This is a genomic window from Paraburkholderia piptadeniae (genome assembly GCF_900007165.1).
Classification (GTDB): Bacteria; Pseudomonadota; Gammaproteobacteria; order Burkholderiales; family Burkholderiaceae; genus Paraburkholderia; species Paraburkholderia piptadeniae.
In genome coordinates, this window is the sequence record NZ_CYGY02000035.1 from 214,774 (window position 1) to 229,802 (window position 15,029).

Sequence of the window (15,029 nt, forward strand, 5' to 3'; positions counted from 1 at the left end):
CTTTGTTTGAATGCGATTTGGCGATGAATGTCGAACAGTTCGAGTTGCTTGTGACGCGTGTGATGCCGTATGGCAAGTACAAAGGGCGCGTGATCGCCGATTTGCCGGGGCACTACCTCAACTGGTTCGCGCGCGAAGGATTTCCGCCCGGCGAGATCGGGCGGCTGCTCGCGTTGATGCATGAAATCGATCACAACGGCTTGAAGAGCTTGCTGGAGCCGTTGAGGAAGAAGTGAACGGCTTTGTGCCGTGTGTGACGTCGCGCTATGGTTCAAGTTCGACGCCCTGCATCGAATGCGACGGGCCCCGAAAACATGGCCCCCAAAACAAAAACGGCACCGCGATTTTCGCCGTGCCGTTTCTCGATGCCGCTGAATTCTTTGGGGTGGCTGATGGGACTCGAACCCACGACGACAGGAATCACAATCCAGTCGTCAATTTCCCGCGCAGCCCCGCCATTGTTGGACATGGCTAACCGGTCGTCAGAACGAATATAGCAGATCACCCCACCATTTAATGCGGGTTTCCAGAGACCCATTCCGAAATTCGGGGCCGGGAAAGCGTCAGCTATACTGTATAAAAACACAGTGTTTTAGACAGACCATGCGCCTCACCCCAACCGACTTTCCGACCGTCAGCGACCACGAACTCAGGGAGCTTTGGCGCCGTTTCCGGGATCCAGACGTGCGCCGACTGATCCTCGAAGTGCATCGCGCCCGCGCCGCCATGCGACAGGTGCACGCGGATGCGCTCGATGCCCAGCTGGCGATCTGGCATAAGGAGGACGGCGAGCTGAAGGCGAAGCTGCAGCACGTCATCGACGCGATGCTCGAGGAGAAGGTGCGGCTCGGCGTGATGGGCGGAAGCCTGCCGAAGGACTAGAGGCTGGAGAGCGCGAGCTGCGTGTTCGTGTAGCCGTCCTCGTAAAGCCTGCGCCGAGTCGCGAGCGGCATGTTGCGGTCAAACGAACTCGCGTAGCCCGTCGGAATGCGCGCGATCGTGGCGCCGCTGCGCTGGTCGAGGTCGACGTGCGCGGTCTCGTTCGCCGCCAACATCAGATCGATGATCCGCGGCGCGAGCGTCCGCAACCCGTACCTGCCCGGCCGCAGCGGCGCGTCATCCGATACGAGATAGATCCCGAGCCGCGGCACCTCGTCGACCGTCAGATCGCTGACAGGCACATTGTCGGCCGTGCCGCCGTCGACGAGCAGCGCACCGGCGACGTCGACGGGCGGAAACACGATCGGAATCGATGCGCTCGCGCGCGCCGCCATCCCGATCGGCACCTTCGGCGTCGTCTCGCGCGAGAACTGGAATTCCTTCTCCGTCAGCAGATCGGCCGCGATGATCTTGAGGTCGAGCTCGAGATCCGCGAACGTCTTGCCCTTGCTCCCGTCACGCAGGAACGCCTCGAGCGCAGTCCCCGAGCACAGCGCTTGATGCCGTAGTACTGCCCACGGCGAGAAGCGCATCATCGGAGACCAGTCCATCCGCATGCACAGATCGTGCATGTCGCCCAGCCGCATGCCACCCGCATACATGGCCGCGACGATCGATCCGCCCGACGTGCCCGCAAGCTCGATGATCTCGTAGCCGGCATCGACGATCGCCTGCAGCGCGCCGAGGTGCGCGCCGAGGCGAAAGCCGGATCCGCTCAGTGCAACACGGATCCGTTTCTTCATGATGCGATGACCGTGCTCGCGGCCGCCGGCGCCGAAGCTGGATCCGGCGCCGGTGTCGTGCTCGTCGTCGCTGGTTGCAACGCTATCGCCGTATTGACCGCGAGCGTGGCCACGTCGATAGCTGCATTCGCACTGTTCTTCATCTGCTGTTGCAGGCTCGACGCAGCCACGAGCGTTTTCAGCAGCGGCAATCCCACGTCGACGAGAGCCTGCAGATTCGGTTTCGTAACCGTCACGCCCGACGCGCAGACCTTGTCGAGCGCGGGTTTGAAGTCGTTGTTGAGCGTGTTCAGCGCGCCGCCCGTGAACACGCCGTCGTCCGTCATGATCTGGACGGCCGTTTTGGCGTCTGCGCAGACGAGCGCGGTCGCCTGCTGGAAAGACAGTGAGGGAGCCGTGCCCTGACAGCCCGCGAGCAGGGCGACGGACGCGGGGAGGCCTGCCGCAAGCAGCATACGTAGTCGTTTCATGTGGGTCTCTTACTTGAGGGTTTTGATTGCCGTCACGGCCGCGCCAGCGGCGGCCGCAGCGACGTCTGATGCCGCAGCAGCGGCGGTTGCCTGCCCCTGGAATGCTTCGACGTCTGTTTCCCGGAGCGAGATGGTGAAGTCCCCAGCTGGGGTGCGCGTGAACGTGGCGTCGACGGTGGCCATCTGCTTGCCATTCCAGACGCGCAGCACGCAACAGCTGGGGGGATTACTGTCAGGGATAGGCTCGATCTCATACCGCGCGATGCCCGCGTACCAGAGCGACGCGCATCCGGACAGGCTCGCGGCAATGAGTGCCGCAACCATGAGCCGGATCATTGGACGGTTGGCGGCGTCGCCACGGGCGGCGACGTCGGGTTAGGTGTGGGCGGCGGCGACATGACACCGGACGTCGGTTGATATCCGCCCGCGATCTTTTCCCCGAGGGTCGCGGTTGTCGGTGCTTCCTTTTCCGGATCGAATCGAAGCAGTTTGCCCGGCACCACAGTCGACTTCGATTCTGTCGAGGCGTGATAGACGCCGAGACCGACGAGCGCCTGGCTGATGGCAAACACGAGCGGATCGGGTGGCACCATTTTCATAATCACCAGCGCGAGCCAGATGGCGAACAGAAGCACGGCGGCCAGAAACTTCGCCCACATCGATGAGTTCAAGGTCAATCTCCAGGTGAAAAAGCCGCATGAAGGCGGCGAATTGGGTGATCAGATGCCGAGCGCCTGCTTGCAGCTCGTGTAGAGCAGATTTCGATCGTCCATCCCTTCGGGCATCGCCGCGCTGTTTGGATTGCCGAGGTTGATCGCGCGCGAAAGCGTCAGAAACGCGCCGGCATCGGCGTATGCGTTGAAGTTGCGGTCGCTCCAGAACTGCGCGGCCGCGAGTGCGGCTGTCGACGGCTCGATGATCAGATCGGGACTTCCCTCGAGGTCGACGCCGATCTTCTGCCCCGTCACCCGATAGTTGTATCGGCCCGTGATCTGGATAAGACCGCCGCCCCGGTACCGGAAACCGTCGCCGGGCTGGCTGTTGCCTAGCGCCTTCGATTTCGGCGTGAACGGCTCATATAGACGCTGCGCGGGCGTGGGGCCCCAGATCTCGCGTAGCCAGACGAAGCGGCCGCATTCGTGGCCGCACTGCGCGAGAAAAGCGGCCTGACGCATCGGTGAATCGATGTCATACAGCGCCATCGCGGCGCTAAGCGGATCTGCCCACTGGGTTGCACGGGCGAGCGAGATCTGCAGCGCCGAGGCGAGCGTTTCGGGAGACATTGGGATCCTCCGCGCGAAGGACTCGCGCGAGTTCAGACTGAAGAACTACTGGCGGTAACCAGCCCACGGCTTCGCGGGCAAGGTCGGTTGTGTTGCACGATCCAGCTTGCGGTCGACGGCCTTTGCCGTGCTCGCCGCCTCATCGGCCTTTACGGCGACGTCGGTTACCTTCTGCTCGACCGTCGCCGTGCTCTTCTGCGCGGCCGTGGCAGCGGCCGCAGCTTCCTTCGTTTGCTTGAGCATGGCGGCCGTGCGCTGATCGTTCACGCGCGCGCGATCGCCCAGGAATCGAAGTGTGTAAGCCGCGAGCTCATTCGTGGTCGTCATCAGGCCTTTCATATCGGCGACGTCGGCCGCCGTGCGCTTGTCCATCTCTTCACGCGCCGCCAGCGTGGACTTGAGACCGCTGATCTGCGAAGAAAACTCGCGCGTGCAGGCAGCCCTCTCTTCGGCGCGCACAACGGGGAAACGCGCGACAAGCGACGTTCGCTCGGTCGAGTTCATCCAGTTCATGATCGCCGCGCCGACGGCTCCGGCGAGCAGCACTACCAGCACGTTGATCACGTAGAGGTCCCACCTGTGCCAGACCGCTTTGATGTGTTCGCCTTTCGTCATTGGGTATCCGTCCGCTGACGGCCTCCGATTTGAGACTGCAGCTGCGCGATAAAGCGGTCTTTCTCCGCGAGGCTGGCGACGAGCGCCTCAATCTTTAGCCGGTCCTGCATTCGATCTTCGGCCGCCTGCTGAACCATCTTCCGATAGCGGGCCTCAGACACGGCGAGCAGTCGACGGTACCGCGTCTCGCGGGCGATCGCCTTGTGATACTGCGACTCCCATTCCTTCGATGCCCGGTCAAGGCTCTCAAGGCTCTTCGCCTCGATTTCATCCCGCCGAATGTCGAGCTGGTTGCTCGACTCGTCTTTCTTGAGGTCGGAGAGCTGCTTGCGCATCCGCATGTAGCCGGCCGACAGGATCGATGAACACACAACAAGCGACGCCGATATACCTGACAGCAGCTTTACCAGCGAAAAATCCTCGGTAGTCGCCATCGACGAACTAGCTCCATGAAGGCTGCATAAAAAAAGCCACCCGATGGATGGCTTGGTCTTGTCCGCATTTACTTCTTGACCCCGCGTACCCGATGGGTACATTATTCGTCTTATAGAGCTGCGCTCCCGCGCGGTTCGCTACTCCGAAAGGAATGAACATGAAACTGTGCTTTCGTGCGCGTCGTGCGCGCGCGCCTGGAAACGTCCTCGATGAATTTCAAAACCGTAACGGCGGACGATCTGATCCGTCTGAAGGACGAGCTCAACTTCTCGAGCAATCAGATGGCAGATCTGGTTGGGTTGGCGAATGGCCGTCAGTTCCGCCGATATACCTCCCTGGCCGACGATCCGAAGAACGGACGGAAGATGAGTTTTCACATGCTCTTCTATCTGGCTGCACGGATCCTAGCCCTGCGCGGTACCGCGATTACGATCGACGCCGTGTATGCCGAAATGCGCCGGGTCGGCGCGAAGGTCGATCCGCTCGCCGCCCCGGATTCCGATGGAGATCCGCAGCCCTAGCCACGTTGCTCGGTTGCGCAGCTGCGGCTGCGCACGCCGAGTCATGGTTCCAGTTTGAAGCTGGCATCGGAGCTTCGCGCTATAGCGACGAAGACGGCCTCTGGGTCAATAAAGGCCTACCGCACAACTCCCATCTATCCGCGCCGGCCTACCGCGTGGGCGTCCAGCTCAACGCAATCGACCACACGCCCGGCTCGTTCGTGCCGGGTCTGGCGATGCACCTTGCATATTTGAACTTCGGGCGCGCGAGCGTGCGCAGCCTCGCGGCGCCGGATGGAGGTGATGGTTACTATGGCCCGAACGGTCATGACGGCTACTACAGCCCCACCGCACACTCTTGCGTTGGGCCTTGCGGACCTTTGCGTAGCTTCGTATCGGGCGGAACTATGCAAGCCGTCGCCCTGACCGTCGAGCCGTTTTGGACATATCGGAAGTGGCGCTTCGGCATTGAGGCAGGCCCAACCGTTTTCCGCTCGACATACGATGCAACCGCGACGGCGATCAGCGACTCCCAGTGGTGGAACGCAGGCCAGGTCGAGACGTTTCACCATACGCCGAAATGGGAGGCTGGCGCTCTAGTCGGAGCGGCAGTTTCTTACGGCGCGGTAAGCCTGCGTTACAACTACATCTTTGCGAAAACACATACCTACAACGCGATGAACGTGCCGCCCGGCTGGAGTGGCGCGCATATGCTCACGCTCAACTACACGTTTTGAACAAACAAGGTAGGGGCATCTTTCTTGGGTTCATCGTATAGTGTCGCCCTTACTTACAAGAAATTTCTGAGGGCGCATGCTGGACAAATACACAGCCCCGGCTGGATATTTCCCGGGGCTCACCGGCCTACGTGGCTTTGCGGTGATGCTAGTCGTTCTCTTCCACTCAAACATTGTATTCGCTGGCCGAGCCCTCTTTCCTGGCGCCACGTTAGGCGTAGACATGTTCTTCGTTCTGAGTGGTTTTCTGATCACTTCGATCATAATCCGTGAGCAGATGGAAACAGGCTCATTTGACTATAAGCGTTTTTATCTTAAGCGCGTTTTACGGCTTGGCCCCCCGCTGGTGATAATGCTCGCCGGTTTCCTTCTGTTTACTGCGTTATTTGGGGTTCCAATTCCTTTGCACGATGCTCTTCGCGAAAGTGCGGCAGCTTTTTTTTATGTGTCGAATTGGACGCGCGCCTTGGGCTACGGTTTTCCGAAATACATCGGGCACACATGGTCACTGTCCCTCGAAGAGCAGTTTTACATGATCTGGCCTACGACACTTCTCGTACTAACGCGTGCGCTTCGGCGTAAATGGCTGATCGTTTCGATATGCGTTCTGATCTGCGCATCATGGTTTACCCGCTGCTGGATGGCAGCGCACGAGGCGACGTTTGATCGCCTCTACAATGGGTCCGACACGCGTGCTGATGGGCTGCTTTGCGGTGCGCTTCTTGCTGTCGTTCTTTCGTCGATACACATAGATCAATCGTCGATCACCAAGCTATGCAACTGGCTAAGGTATGCCTCGCCAGCCAGCATGCTCGCACTTATCGGCATCTCTCTCGCCGGGAGCGAGATCTCGCATGAAGGGTTCTACATTACATACACGGCTGTGTATGTACTGACGTGCGTCCTGATACTCGACTGCGTCTATGCGCAAGGTGGCATTGTTCAGGCGGTGCTTCGGAACAAAACCGTAGTTTGGCTTGGCATGATCTCCTACGGGTTCTACCTCTTTCATTTCCCGGTTGCAGTTACAGCAATGCAATACGGGCTTACCGGCTGGAGCGTATTTGCTATCAACTGCGGCGTCGGGATACCGAGCGCCGCAGCCTCCTACTACCTCGTTGAGCGCAGATCCATGGCGATGAGGCTCGGACGGAAGAAAAACATCGGCACTCTCGCAGCATAAAGATAAATGTTAGAACTCGTAGCTGCTCACGGCGAATGGACAGGCCGCAGTGAAAGTACCGCCCCCGGCAGTCATCTGGTAGTAATAAGTCTGAGCAGTCAGCAATTCTAGGTTCTCGTATGGTGTCGACAGGCCGGTAGGACCACCGCCGTATGACATTTGCTTCTGATTAGTGCCCAACGCGTCGCTTGCAATGTTCAATGTCACCGTATTACCTGACGTAGTGACCGACGCGCCGATGTAACCAGAAATTCGCTTCGCATTTTTCGGAACGAAGCCCGCAATCGTATTGGACGTATAGCTTGCCGCAACGACAAGAGTCTGACTAACGCCCGGGAAAAATACCTTTCGATCGCGTTGCGAGGATGGGACGAACTGACTCGACCCGTTCGTCGCTCGAACGGAAACAAGCGCACTGGCGGTGTACCCGCTCGGCATGTTGCTACCACTGTAAATCTCTGAAACCACAGTCGACGTCGCATTCACACCAAGCAATGCGGCGGTCTGCGTCGTCGGGTTGTAGATCAAATAAACCGCGACATAGCCGCTCGCCGGCGCCGAACCCGTATCCATCGCGCCTGCGCCATTCGTGCCCGCGAGATTGATCGTCTTGTTGACGCTCGACAGAATGAACGTCTGTCCGTTAAGTGCAGTCGCTACAACAATCTGATCAGCGGTTAGCGTTGCCGACGCAGATGCTGTGCTCACGTTCATTACCATATTGCGCACAGTACCGACTACAGGCGAATACATCTTCTGCAGCGCCGCGTTGACCTGGTTGTAGGTCGTCTTCGCGCGGACGATTCCGGCCGCTGCGAGGATCGCGCACAATTCTTCCTGAATCATGTTGAGCCATGATCCGCGCACGTTCGTCGCGGGTGTTCCGGTGGCCGGGTTGCCTTCCGTGAAATAGCCTTCCGCTCCCGCCGCTTCCGGCGCGGGAAGCGAATTGGCTGCTGTAGCGTCGTCAATTCGAAACATGTGACCTCTTATGCGTAGGCGAAAATCGGGATGGTATGTGCCGGTTTGACGGCGTTGACTTCACATTCGAGCACTGCATTTCCCCATGCAGCGAGTGGATCTCCGGCTGCCATAGCGCCCGCCACCGCACGGATGACCGTGTTCAATGGCGCTGTGATCTTCCATGCGAAATTCCAGTCGTAGCCGCAGCACGGATCGCCCGCCTTGAGAATGCCTGCCCGCGCCTGCGTGTATTGCTCGATCGTGATCGCGTAACCCAGATTGGCGGCGAACTCGATGAAATACTCGATCGACTGTCCGCCGCTATTTGCGAATCGGGCAACGACCTGCTGCTGACGTTGCGCGATCGTCGGCGCCGCTCCTGCGCACGGATCGGGCAAGCCGAGCGACGATTCCCATTCGGGTAGAAGCTCGTATGTCGATGCGGGAAAACCATCGACCAGCAACTGATTAGCGCGTGCCGTCAGTCGCGTGAAAGTGGGCGCACAGCCGGCTAGCGTCTTCGTTTGGACAGCGTCGGCGTCACGCGGCCAGACCCGGCCGCGCGGCATGAGCGCCTGCAATACGGTCAGAAAGTCCGCGTCGGTAAGAATCGGTGCGAGCATGGATCAGGTGTTGAAAGTGACGCCGCCGAGGACGGGAAGCGAGCCGAAGCTGCCTGTGATATTCCCCGGGTACGGCGTCGTGACGCCGCTAATCACTCCAGAGACGGAAGTGATCACGAAGCCCGCTGTGCCGGCAACCGATGCGATCGCCGAATCGATATCTGATCTGTCGATCGTTCCTCCGCGTGGATCACCGTTTCTGAAGAGCACATCAGAGATCGCAGCTTCCACTGCAGTTCTGGTCGCCGTCGACCAGCTCGACGTGCCCGAGAGTACGAACGAAAGTGTGTTCGCGATCGGCGAGCAGATCCATACGAGAGCCGTCACCGGTTCCTTCGATACGATGACGTCGGCGACCACCAGTTGATCGCCTGTCGCAACGGTAGCGCGTGGCAGGCCCCCAGGCCCCTTGTCATTTTGGGAAACGCCATTCGTGCCCTGCGGGAATCCACCATGTGCCGCCTGAGCTTCGTCCAGCATCACATAGACAACGACAGTGCCGGCGCCGAATCCGTTCGGCGCGCACCACGCCCGTGTCACTCCAGCCACAGCCTCGGCCCATTGCACGTAATCCGGCGCCGCCCCACCCTGCGGCGTCTGCTGATACGCCTCGAGCACACGATCGCGGAACTCTTCCTGATCTTCGATATCGGCACCCGATGCCACGGTTCCCGCTACCGCACCCGTCGACTGGATGCCATCGACCGCGACATCGAGGGAAACCACCGTGCCGGCATCCGCATTACCGGCCGAGCCTGCGACGTCCGCGACGATCGTGACGGTCACCGATCCGCCAGACACCGTTTGCGTCGTCATCACTGTGTATGTGGCGCCGTCGCCTCGAACGATCGCGGTGCCGGCGCTCAATGGTTTGCCGTTGGTGCCTTGGAATGTGGCCGACAGCTGCGCTGCGCTCGCGTCCTTCTGATAGACCTTCTTCAGCGCACCCCATGCCTGCAGGTATTCGCCCTCGGCCGTGAAAGGATTCGTCTGCTTGGCAATCCAGTCGAGATAGCCGTACTCCTCGTTCGTCATGCCCGCGAGCACGACGCCGATAATTTTCAGCGCGGCGAAGCGCAGCAGCGGGTCCGATCCTTCGAGCGCGGCCGCGATATCGGCCATCGCGTCAGAGCGTATCTGCGCGAATGTCTTGCGTGCGTATGGCATGTCAGGAGATCTGGTTCCAGGCCCATGCGTAGCTCTTCGAAGCTACCGTGGTGCCGTCCTGTTTATAGAGAGTGACCTGCAAGCCCAAAAACGATGATCGGACCCATTGCGCCAACACGTCGATGCGCGCCGCCACGCCGTCGTCGATCATCCATTCAAGCGCTTCGCGCGTGTAATCGACGGCGTTGTTGAGCGTTTCCTGCGTTTGCTTCGCGCGGCTGAGAAGCCAGAGGCGCGATCCGATGGGCACGTCTTCCCCGATATCGCCCCACCATCCGCGCGGATCGTTTGTGCCATCCGGTATCGCGTCGTCGGTGTTCGCCGTGCGATCTGTGAACAGGCTGATGAGAATGCCGTTGTCGAGATCATTACCCGTGGCGAGCGCGGGCCCGACGAGCAGCCAGTCTCCCCTGCTGTTGTCGACGTCCCAAACGATAGTGATGTCGGACATCGGTTACTCCGGCTGATTCGGGGCGTTCGACGTGCGCGTGCTGCCGCCGGTCTGGATGTTCACGATGTCGTGCGTATGACCGTCATAGATCACACGATCAGCGGACATGCTGCGTCCCGTCGTATCGACGTTGTCGGTGATATCGCCAGTGCTTTCGATCGGTGCTTCCACTCGCAGCTTCGTCAGATTCGTGAAAAGTACCGGGTTTCCGCCGCCATCGACCTTGATGCCGGATTCGGTCAGATAGACGTACTGGCCGCGGCTGTCGTGAATCGCAACCTCGCCGCTCGCGAGCGCCTTGAGACGATAGGTGGCGTTTCCCGTCGCGATGACCACACCATTGGAGCGGTCGCCGGCGCCAAATATCACCACCGCGTCCGACCCATCGGGCGGATTCGACACAAAGCCGTATTCGGCGCAGCGAGGGATGTTGTCTGTCGTCTCGAGCGGACTGAACTTGACCTGCATCCGCTGAACGTCGCCGCCGTCCGCCACGAGTTGCAAAATGCCACGGGCCAACGTGTTCAATACTCGCCGCGCTGTGCGGTTCAGATAGCTGCTCATGGGGCATCCGGTGCACCGCGCACGACGTCCGGAGACAACGGCTGCAGGATTGTCGGTTCCGGCGTAAATGCCTCTGGCGGCATCAGGAGAAGCGACGCATGCGTTCCACCCTCTTCGTCGAGCGAATACGTGACCTCGGAAATCAACATAAAGGTCTCATCCGGAATCTTGAGCGGCGGGATCGTTACTGGAACGAGGGTGTTCGGCGTCCAGAGGGTCCCGCTGCCGTCTCGCCAGCTATCGGTCAGCACGCGAACAGCCTGCGATCGCCCAGCCCGACGCGCCGCCTCCCAGTTCGCGCGTTCCTGCGCAATGTTTCGGCCCGCCTGCACCTGCTCTGAGACCATATACAGATTGCGAAATCGATCCACCGTCGCGTCGGTGGCCGTTGCGACCGGCACTAGATTCACGCCCGCGTCGCCCATCGTCTGCATCGTGAGCAGATACACATCGATCTGTGAATAACGGAGATCCGCCGCCCACTCGAACTCCGCTTCCTCGACGTTCTCACCGTAGACGAACCCCGACGTGTGCGCATCGACGCCGGCGCGCGCGAGTCTCAGATTGCCGTCCGGCAGGTCATAGGCGAGCAGGCCAGCGTATCGCGAAACCCGCTCAATGACCTCGAAGGCCGATTCGCCGATCATCAGATTGATCTGCGGGATACTCAGCCCTTCGTTGCCGTCGCTCGTCACCTCAATGCCGTAGCTCTTCGCAAGCTTCTGCGCGATCTGCAGCGCATTTGAACCACTGATCTGGCCGCCGGGCCAGACCGCGCTGCAGTCCACCAGATCCTCGCATTTGCCGCGACCGATCACGCGAATGTAGTGGCGTTCCGGCGCCACACCGGGAATGACGCGATCGACATAACCGGTGATCACAACGTCCCCTCCGAGCGCCACCTGACACTTCTGCCCGGGTATCGCGCTGATCGATTCGAGGTCGCCCGGGAACAGGTCCGTCATCTCGATCTCGAACTCGCTCGGCAGTCGTTCGATGCCGCGTGTTACGCGAATGCGCTCCCAGCCCGATACGTTCGAACCGTCGAGCATCAAAGTTAGATCATCAGCCATCGTCAGGAAGAAAGCGCCTTGAACGTCTGTGGCATGAATGCCGGGTGCGCCGGATCAGCCTGCGCTACGAGCTCGTCCGCACGGCTGGGGTCGCGATAGAGACGCTGCGCGAGCACGAGCGCAGGAAGATTCGCCTTGAAGTTGAATGTCGCGATCGACGCCAGCCCGGCGCCGCGCTTGTTCAGGTCCTGCACGACGGCCGCGCGCAGTGTCCGCAGCGCGCCGTAGGTCGAGTCCTCGCCCTGATTGCCCGCTACTTCGATCTCCAAATCGATCAATGCCGTCACGGCCTCGCGGACGGCCGCGGCATCATCGGAGGAAGTCGGTTGATATCTCGAGGCTGCGATCGCCACTGACGCGATCGCGGCACGACGAAACAGATCTCCGGAGGCGGATTGCATGGTCGACATCGCGCCGCCGATCGTCGACGACGTCGTCGGCGCGTCTGGATAGAAGTTCGCGAGCGTCGTAAGAAGCCGCATTCCATCGCCTGGGCTCGGTGCTGCCGACAACAGCGCGCTGGCGACGCCCTGCGCTGCGGTAGCGTACGCATCTGTCGAGCTGGCATCGAGTCCCGCCGCAGCCGTCGCGAGGGTATCGGACGCCGCCGACACAGCTGTGCGTGATTGCACCGACTGAACGATCGCCTGATCGACCGTCGTCGCCGTCGATACGGGCGCTCCCGGATATTTGCTGAACGTCGGCACCGTGGCGCTGCCGGCGAACCGCCCGAAGGCTCCCGGCAGGTTGAACACGAGGTGCACGAGGTTTCGAGCATCTCCGACGAGGTTCTTCGCGGTCGTGTACCAGCTGAGTGCTGTTCCGACAGCCATGTTCACCACCGAAGCGCCATATGCCAACGTGCTCAGTGCGCGAGCTGCAAAGTCGGCTGCAGCCGACAACCCGAGAGCTGCGGCCGCTGATGCGATCAGGCTCGTCGTTCCGTTCGCCGCGGTCGGAAATACGCGACTTCCACTTTCAACGAAATCGAACTGCAGCTCGAAATACCGTCCCTTGTCCCATCGCTCGATGACGCGGAAATCCATCAGATTGACGGAACGTCGGCCATAGGTCGGGTGGATCAGTTCGCCCGAATCCTCCGTTTCCACCAGTTTGATCAACACCTCGCGTTGATCAACGACGTCATCGCCAACAAGGAAGCCGAGCACCTGAAATCGCCGCGCGGCGCGACCCATGTCTTCGGCCCACGGCGTGTCGCGCTTCGGATACTGGTGAAGCACGTTGCGTCGGCCGAAGGATCCCTCTGCCGAGAGCGAGACAAAAGGCAGCCCACGGAAAGACGCGGGCCGCAGCCGATCGAAATATGACCCCATCGTGCCGCCGAGCCGCGCGGCGAGCGAGCTGGCGAGATTCGTAATGCCGGATGTGGTGCCGAGAACGGCACCCGCGCCGCCACCTACGTTCATAGTGCCGCTCCAAGATCCATCGTTTGACCGGTGCGCACGTTGGTATCGACTTTCTTCGACGAGCTGACCGATGTGCGCGTGCCGCGCGGCGCGCCCTGCAGGTTAATGTCGACCTTCACCACCTGTTCGCCGGGCCCGAGCGAGGACTGCGTCGAATCGCCCCCATACAGACCTGACAGCTGCCCCGCATACTGCGCGCGCGACGACGCCTCGCCATCGGCATCCGACGGCCGCTCGTACATTCGGGATACGATCGCTGCGGCCTGCTCTGGCGTCGTCGCGCCTGCGAGCGCCGAACCTGCTGCGCGCTCATTGCCATTGCGAAGCTCGTAGTCGACGAAGCCGAGCTGCTGCTCGAGCGTCGAGTTGCCGATCCAGTTACCCGCCCATTTCTGGAAAGCGTCCTGCCGATCCTTATGCCATTGAGCAATGCCGCGGGCCTGGCCGTTATCACCTTCCGCGCCCGGGTTAAGCTGGCTCTCGCGCTGCAGGTTCGCAACGATGCCAATCGCCTGTGATCGCGACCAGCCCCGAGACTGGAAGTACTCGATGGCGGACGTAGTGTTGCCGTTGACGCCGGCAGCCACTTCGTCATTCGTGCTCAGGCCATTGCCGCGGAGTGCGTTACCGAACCGTTCGAACCCGGTGCCCACCCGCGAGCCCAGATGCGCGACGTGCATGAGGATCTCGTACGAGCGTGAGACCAGATCGAAGAAGTCGCTGGCGCCGCGTTTCGCCTTTTCCCAGTCGAAACTCTTAATCTCGTCAGAGAGGAAGCGCACCGCGCCGGCAACGCCATCAATCAGCTTCTGCTTGTTTTCCGGAACGGCGAGCCATTCGCTCATCAGCTCGATGGCTGGCTGCAGCACCGGAATCAGCGCGTTGCCCAATGCATCCTTCAGCGAAACCACGGATAGCTCGAGTTTCGCAATGTTCTGCGCGTATTCCTCTGCCTGTCTGATCGCGCTCGGGTCCATCGTCGCGTGCAGATTGTCGAACTGCCGCACGAGATCCTGAATCGCACTCGGCCCCTTGATCAGCAACGGCAAGAGCGACTCCACGCCGAAGGCCTGCGCGATCTGGCGCGCAGACTGGATGTTGCCGCCAGCGCTTAAGTTCGAGCGGATCGCACGCGACACGTCCAGCATGGCGCGGGAGACGTCGACGGCGCCGTCGGCCGTCCGGTGCAATCCGATCTGCCATGCGCTCATCAGCGCGAGCGTCTCCGGCGCGCGGCCGTTCACCGCGCCCTGCATCGTGTCGCCTAGCGACTGCAGCGATGCATCCATGCTGTCCGTCGACAGGCCTGCCAAACGCGCCACGCCGCGATATTCCTGCAGCTGTTGCGTGTTGATGCCGAGCAGCGTCGACGTGCGGTCGATCTCCTGCCCTGCGCGCCCCCAGCTCGTCACGATGGACGCGAGACCAGCGATCGACCCGAGGCCGCCGAGCAGCCCCAGCGGCGTCGCAATCATCGTTATCTTGCCGAGCAGCGATCCTGCTGCACGCGTCGCCGACGTGAGGCCTCTTACGAGTCGGCTAAGTCCCGTTTCCCTGCTGAGGGAGGCCAGCGATTTGCCGAGCGCCGTGACAGGCGCAAACGTGCTGGCGATCGAGCCCTTGACCTTTCGGACGGTCGACGTCGCGCGGTCAACCGCGGTGATGACGAACTGGATCTTGTTGTTAGCCATTGGACTTCGCCGAAAGGATGCGCTTCGCCTCGATCAGATGCCACTCGACGTCACTCCAGGTGGCGTTCCAGAGCGATGCGGGTGCGATCTCCCAGAAATGCGCTGCGTCGGCGAGCATCTGCTCCCACCCATCGGGGAGCGCATTCGCGCCGGCGACCAGCATGC

The 15,029-nt window shown here is 61.0% G+C and carries 21 protein-coding genes and 1 tRNA gene; 5 read left to right on the forward strand and 17 right to left on the reverse strand.

All coding sequences use genetic code 11. The annotated features are described in order from the left end of the window. Positions 1-23: 23 nt before the first annotated feature. Positions 24-236 (forward strand): DUF3820 family protein, encoded by a 213-nt coding sequence (locus tag BN2476_RS19900; protein WP_087735861.1) that lies wholly within the window; start codon positions 24-26, stop codon positions 234-236. A 145-nt stretch (positions 237-381) separates the two neighbouring features. Here the strand turns inward: BN2476_RS19900 and BN2476_RS19905 are convergent. Continuing rightward, positions 382-454, reverse strand: a tRNA-His gene (locus BN2476_RS19905). A 149-nt stretch (positions 455-603) separates the two neighbouring features. On the opposite strand from BN2476_RS19905, the gene BN2476_RS19910 reads away from it, so the two are divergent. Continuing rightward, positions 604-882 carry a hypothetical protein gene (locus BN2476_RS19910; RefSeq protein WP_087735862.1) on the forward strand — a complete coding sequence of 93 codons (279 nt, stop codon included), beginning with the start codon at positions 604-606 and terminating at the stop codon, positions 880-882. On the opposite strand, the gene BN2476_RS49535 is transcribed toward BN2476_RS19910, so the two are convergent. Genes BN2476_RS49535 through BN2476_RS19945 form a run of 7 tightly spaced genes read right to left on the reverse strand, consistent with a single transcriptional unit; the run spans position 879 to position 4,484 of the window. Continuing rightward, the gene (locus BN2476_RS49535; RefSeq protein WP_087735863.1) at positions 879-1,682 is read right to left on the reverse strand and encodes a patatin-like phospholipase family protein; all 804 of its coding nucleotides are present in this window, start codon (positions 1,680-1,682) and stop codon (positions 879-881) included. The genes BN2476_RS19910 and BN2476_RS49535 overlap by 4 nt on opposite strands. Beyond that, positions 1,679-2,152 carry a hypothetical protein gene (locus tag BN2476_RS19920; protein WP_087735864.1) on the reverse strand — a complete coding sequence of 158 codons (474 nt, stop codon included), beginning with the start codon at positions 2,150-2,152 and terminating at the stop codon, positions 1,679-1,681. The genes BN2476_RS49535 and BN2476_RS19920 overlap by 4 nt, the downstream gene beginning before the upstream one ends. A 9-nt stretch (positions 2,153-2,161) precedes the next feature. Next, complete coding sequence (locus BN2476_RS19925) at positions 2,162-2,476, reverse strand: hypothetical protein (protein ID WP_143810994.1); 315 nt, start codon at positions 2,474-2,476, stop codon at positions 2,162-2,164. Between the two features lie 8 nt (positions 2,477-2,484). Then, positions 2,485-2,823, reverse strand: coding sequence for a hypothetical protein (locus BN2476_RS19930; RefSeq protein WP_143810995.1), 339 nt, complete (start codon positions 2,821-2,823; stop codon positions 2,485-2,487). Between the two features lie 48 nt (positions 2,824-2,871). Then, positions 2,872-3,435, reverse strand: a complete 564-nt coding sequence (locus tag BN2476_RS19935) for a glycoside hydrolase family 19 protein (protein ID WP_087735867.1) — start codon at positions 3,433-3,435, stop codon at positions 2,872-2,874. A gap of 45 nt (positions 3,436-3,480) precedes the next feature. After that, on the reverse strand, positions 3,481-4,050 hold the full coding sequence (locus BN2476_RS19940) for a hypothetical protein (RefSeq protein ID WP_087735868.1): 570 nt from the start codon (positions 4,048-4,050) through the stop codon (positions 3,481-3,483). Next, the gene (locus BN2476_RS19945; RefSeq protein ID WP_087735869.1) at positions 4,047-4,484 is read right to left on the reverse strand and encodes a hypothetical protein; all 438 of its coding nucleotides are present in this window, start codon (positions 4,482-4,484) and stop codon (positions 4,047-4,049) included. The genes BN2476_RS19940 and BN2476_RS19945 overlap by 4 nt, the downstream gene beginning before the upstream one ends. Positions 4,485-4,694: 210 nt before the next feature. Between BN2476_RS19945 and BN2476_RS19950 the strand changes: the two genes are divergently transcribed. From BN2476_RS19950 to BN2476_RS19960, 3 genes are all read left to right on the forward strand, one after another. After that, positions 4,695-5,006: a transcriptional regulator gene (locus BN2476_RS19950; protein WP_087735975.1), complete on the forward strand. Its 312-nt coding sequence runs from the start codon at positions 4,695-4,697 to the stop codon at positions 5,004-5,006. A 155-nt stretch (positions 5,007-5,161) separates the two neighbouring features. Beyond that, positions 5,162-5,722: a hypothetical protein gene (locus BN2476_RS45575; protein WP_143810996.1), complete on the forward strand. Its 561-nt coding sequence runs from the start codon at positions 5,162-5,164 to the stop codon at positions 5,720-5,722. 76 nt (positions 5,723-5,798) lie between these two features. After that, positions 5,799-6,905, forward strand: coding sequence for an acyltransferase family protein (locus BN2476_RS19960; protein WP_087735871.1), 1,107 nt, complete (start codon positions 5,799-5,801; stop codon positions 6,903-6,905). Between the two features lie 9 nt (positions 6,906-6,914). Here BN2476_RS19960 and BN2476_RS19965 read toward each other — a convergent pair whose 3' ends face one another. From BN2476_RS19965 to BN2476_RS46515, 9 genes are read right to left on the reverse strand one after another with little or no spacing between them, the layout of a single operon-like run. After that, positions 6,915-7,886: a hypothetical protein gene (locus BN2476_RS19965; protein WP_087735872.1), complete on the reverse strand. Its 972-nt coding sequence runs from the start codon at positions 7,884-7,886 to the stop codon at positions 6,915-6,917. A gap of 8 nt (positions 7,887-7,894) precedes the next feature. Beyond that, on the reverse strand, positions 7,895-8,491 hold the full coding sequence (locus BN2476_RS19970; protein WP_087735873.1) for a YmfQ family protein: 597 nt from the start codon (positions 8,489-8,491) through the stop codon (positions 7,895-7,897). 3 nt (positions 8,492-8,494) lie between these two features. After that, a complete protein-coding gene (locus BN2476_RS19975; protein ID WP_087735874.1) occupies positions 8,495-9,658 on the reverse strand; it encodes a baseplate J/gp47 family protein in 1,164 nt (387 codons plus the stop codon). A gap of 1 nt (position 9,659) precedes the next feature. Next, positions 9,660-10,109 carry a phage GP46 family protein gene (locus BN2476_RS19980; protein WP_087735875.1) on the reverse strand — a complete coding sequence of 150 codons (450 nt, stop codon included), beginning with the start codon at positions 10,107-10,109 and terminating at the stop codon, positions 9,660-9,662. Between the two features lie 3 nt (positions 10,110-10,112). Next, the gene (locus BN2476_RS19985; RefSeq protein ID WP_235850888.1) at positions 10,113-10,673 is read right to left on the reverse strand and encodes a phage baseplate assembly protein domain-containing protein; all 561 of its coding nucleotides are present in this window, start codon (positions 10,671-10,673) and stop codon (positions 10,113-10,115) included. After that, entirely contained in the window at positions 10,670-11,746 is a 1,077-nt protein-coding gene (locus BN2476_RS19990; protein WP_087735876.1) for a phage baseplate assembly protein, read from the reverse strand. Before BN2476_RS19990 ends, BN2476_RS19985 begins: the two co-directional genes overlap by 4 nt. Positions 11,747-11,748: 2 nt before the next feature. Beyond that, positions 11,749-13,173 carry a DNA circularization protein gene (locus BN2476_RS19995; protein ID WP_087735877.1) on the reverse strand — a complete coding sequence of 475 codons (1,425 nt, stop codon included), beginning with the start codon at positions 13,171-13,173 and terminating at the stop codon, positions 11,749-11,751. Continuing rightward, positions 13,170-14,864: a phage tail tip lysozyme gene (locus BN2476_RS20000; RefSeq protein WP_087735878.1), complete on the reverse strand. Its 1,695-nt coding sequence runs from the start codon at positions 14,862-14,864 to the stop codon at positions 13,170-13,172. The genes BN2476_RS19995 and BN2476_RS20000 overlap by 4 nt, the downstream gene beginning before the upstream one ends. Beyond that, positions 14,857-15,027 carry a hypothetical protein gene (locus BN2476_RS46515; RefSeq protein ID WP_160111730.1) on the reverse strand — a complete coding sequence of 57 codons (171 nt, stop codon included), beginning with the start codon at positions 15,025-15,027 and terminating at the stop codon, positions 14,857-14,859. Before BN2476_RS46515 ends, BN2476_RS20000 begins: the two co-directional genes overlap by 8 nt. Between the last annotated feature and the right edge of the window lie 2 nt (positions 15,028-15,029).

Coding starts and splice junctions, on each gene's coding strand:
- BN2476_RS19900 (WP_087735861.1), top strand. CDS start 24: ATGAATGTCGAACAGTTCGAGTTGCTTGTGACGCGTGTGATGCCGTAT.
- BN2476_RS19910 (WP_087735862.1), top strand. CDS start 604: ATGCGCCTCACCCCAACCGACTTTCCGACCGTCAGCGACCACGAACTC.
- BN2476_RS49535 (WP_087735863.1), bottom strand. CDS start 1,682: ATGAAGAAACGGATCCGTGTTGCACTGAGCGGATCCGGCTTTCGCCTC.
- BN2476_RS19920 (WP_087735864.1), bottom strand. CDS start 2,152: ATGAAACGACTACGTATGCTGCTTGCGGCAGGCCTCCCCGCGTCCGTC.
- BN2476_RS19925 (WP_143810994.1), bottom strand. CDS start 2,476: ATGGTTGCGGCACTCATTGCCGCGAGCCTGTCCGGATGCGCGTCGCTC.
- BN2476_RS19935 (WP_087735867.1), bottom strand. CDS start 3,435: ATGTCTCCCGAAACGCTCGCCTCGGCGCTGCAGATCTCGCTCGCCCGT.
- BN2476_RS19940 (WP_087735868.1), bottom strand. CDS start 4,050: ATGACGAAAGGCGAACACATCAAAGCGGTCTGGCACAGGTGGGACCTC.
- BN2476_RS19945 (WP_087735869.1), bottom strand. CDS start 4,484: ATGGCGACTACCGAGGATTTTTCGCTGGTAAAGCTGCTGTCAGGTATA.
- BN2476_RS19950 (WP_087735975.1), top strand. CDS start 4,695: ATGAATTTCAAAACCGTAACGGCGGACGATCTGATCCGTCTGAAGGAC.
- BN2476_RS19960 (WP_087735871.1), top strand. CDS start 5,799: ATGCTGGACAAATACACAGCCCCGGCTGGATATTTCCCGGGGCTCACC.
- BN2476_RS19965 (WP_087735872.1), bottom strand. CDS start 7,886: ATGTTTCGAATTGACGACGCTACAGCAGCCAATTCGCTTCCCGCGCCG.
- BN2476_RS19970 (WP_087735873.1), bottom strand. CDS start 8,491: ATGCTCGCACCGATTCTTACCGACGCGGACTTTCTGACCGTATTGCAG.
- BN2476_RS19975 (WP_087735874.1), bottom strand. CDS start 9,658: ATGCCATACGCACGCAAGACATTCGCGCAGATACGCTCTGACGCGATG.
- BN2476_RS19980 (WP_087735875.1), bottom strand. CDS start 10,109: ATGTCCGACATCACTATCGTTTGGGACGTCGACAACAGCAGGGGAGAC.
- BN2476_RS19985 (WP_235850888.1), bottom strand. CDS start 10,673: ATGAGCAGCTATCTGAACCGCACAGCGCGGCGAGTATTGAACACGTTG.
- BN2476_RS19990 (WP_087735876.1), bottom strand. CDS start 11,746: ATGGCTGATGATCTAACTTTGATGCTCGACGGTTCGAACGTATCGGGC.
- BN2476_RS19995 (WP_087735877.1), bottom strand. CDS start 13,173: ATGAACGTAGGTGGCGGCGCGGGTGCCGTTCTCGGCACCACATCCGGC.
- BN2476_RS20000 (WP_087735878.1), bottom strand. CDS start 14,864: ATGGCTAACAACAAGATCCAGTTCGTCATCACCGCGGTTGACCGCGCG.
- BN2476_RS46515 (WP_160111730.1), bottom strand. CDS start 15,027: ATGCTGGTCGCCGGCGCGAATGCGCTCCCCGATGGGTGGGAGCAGATG.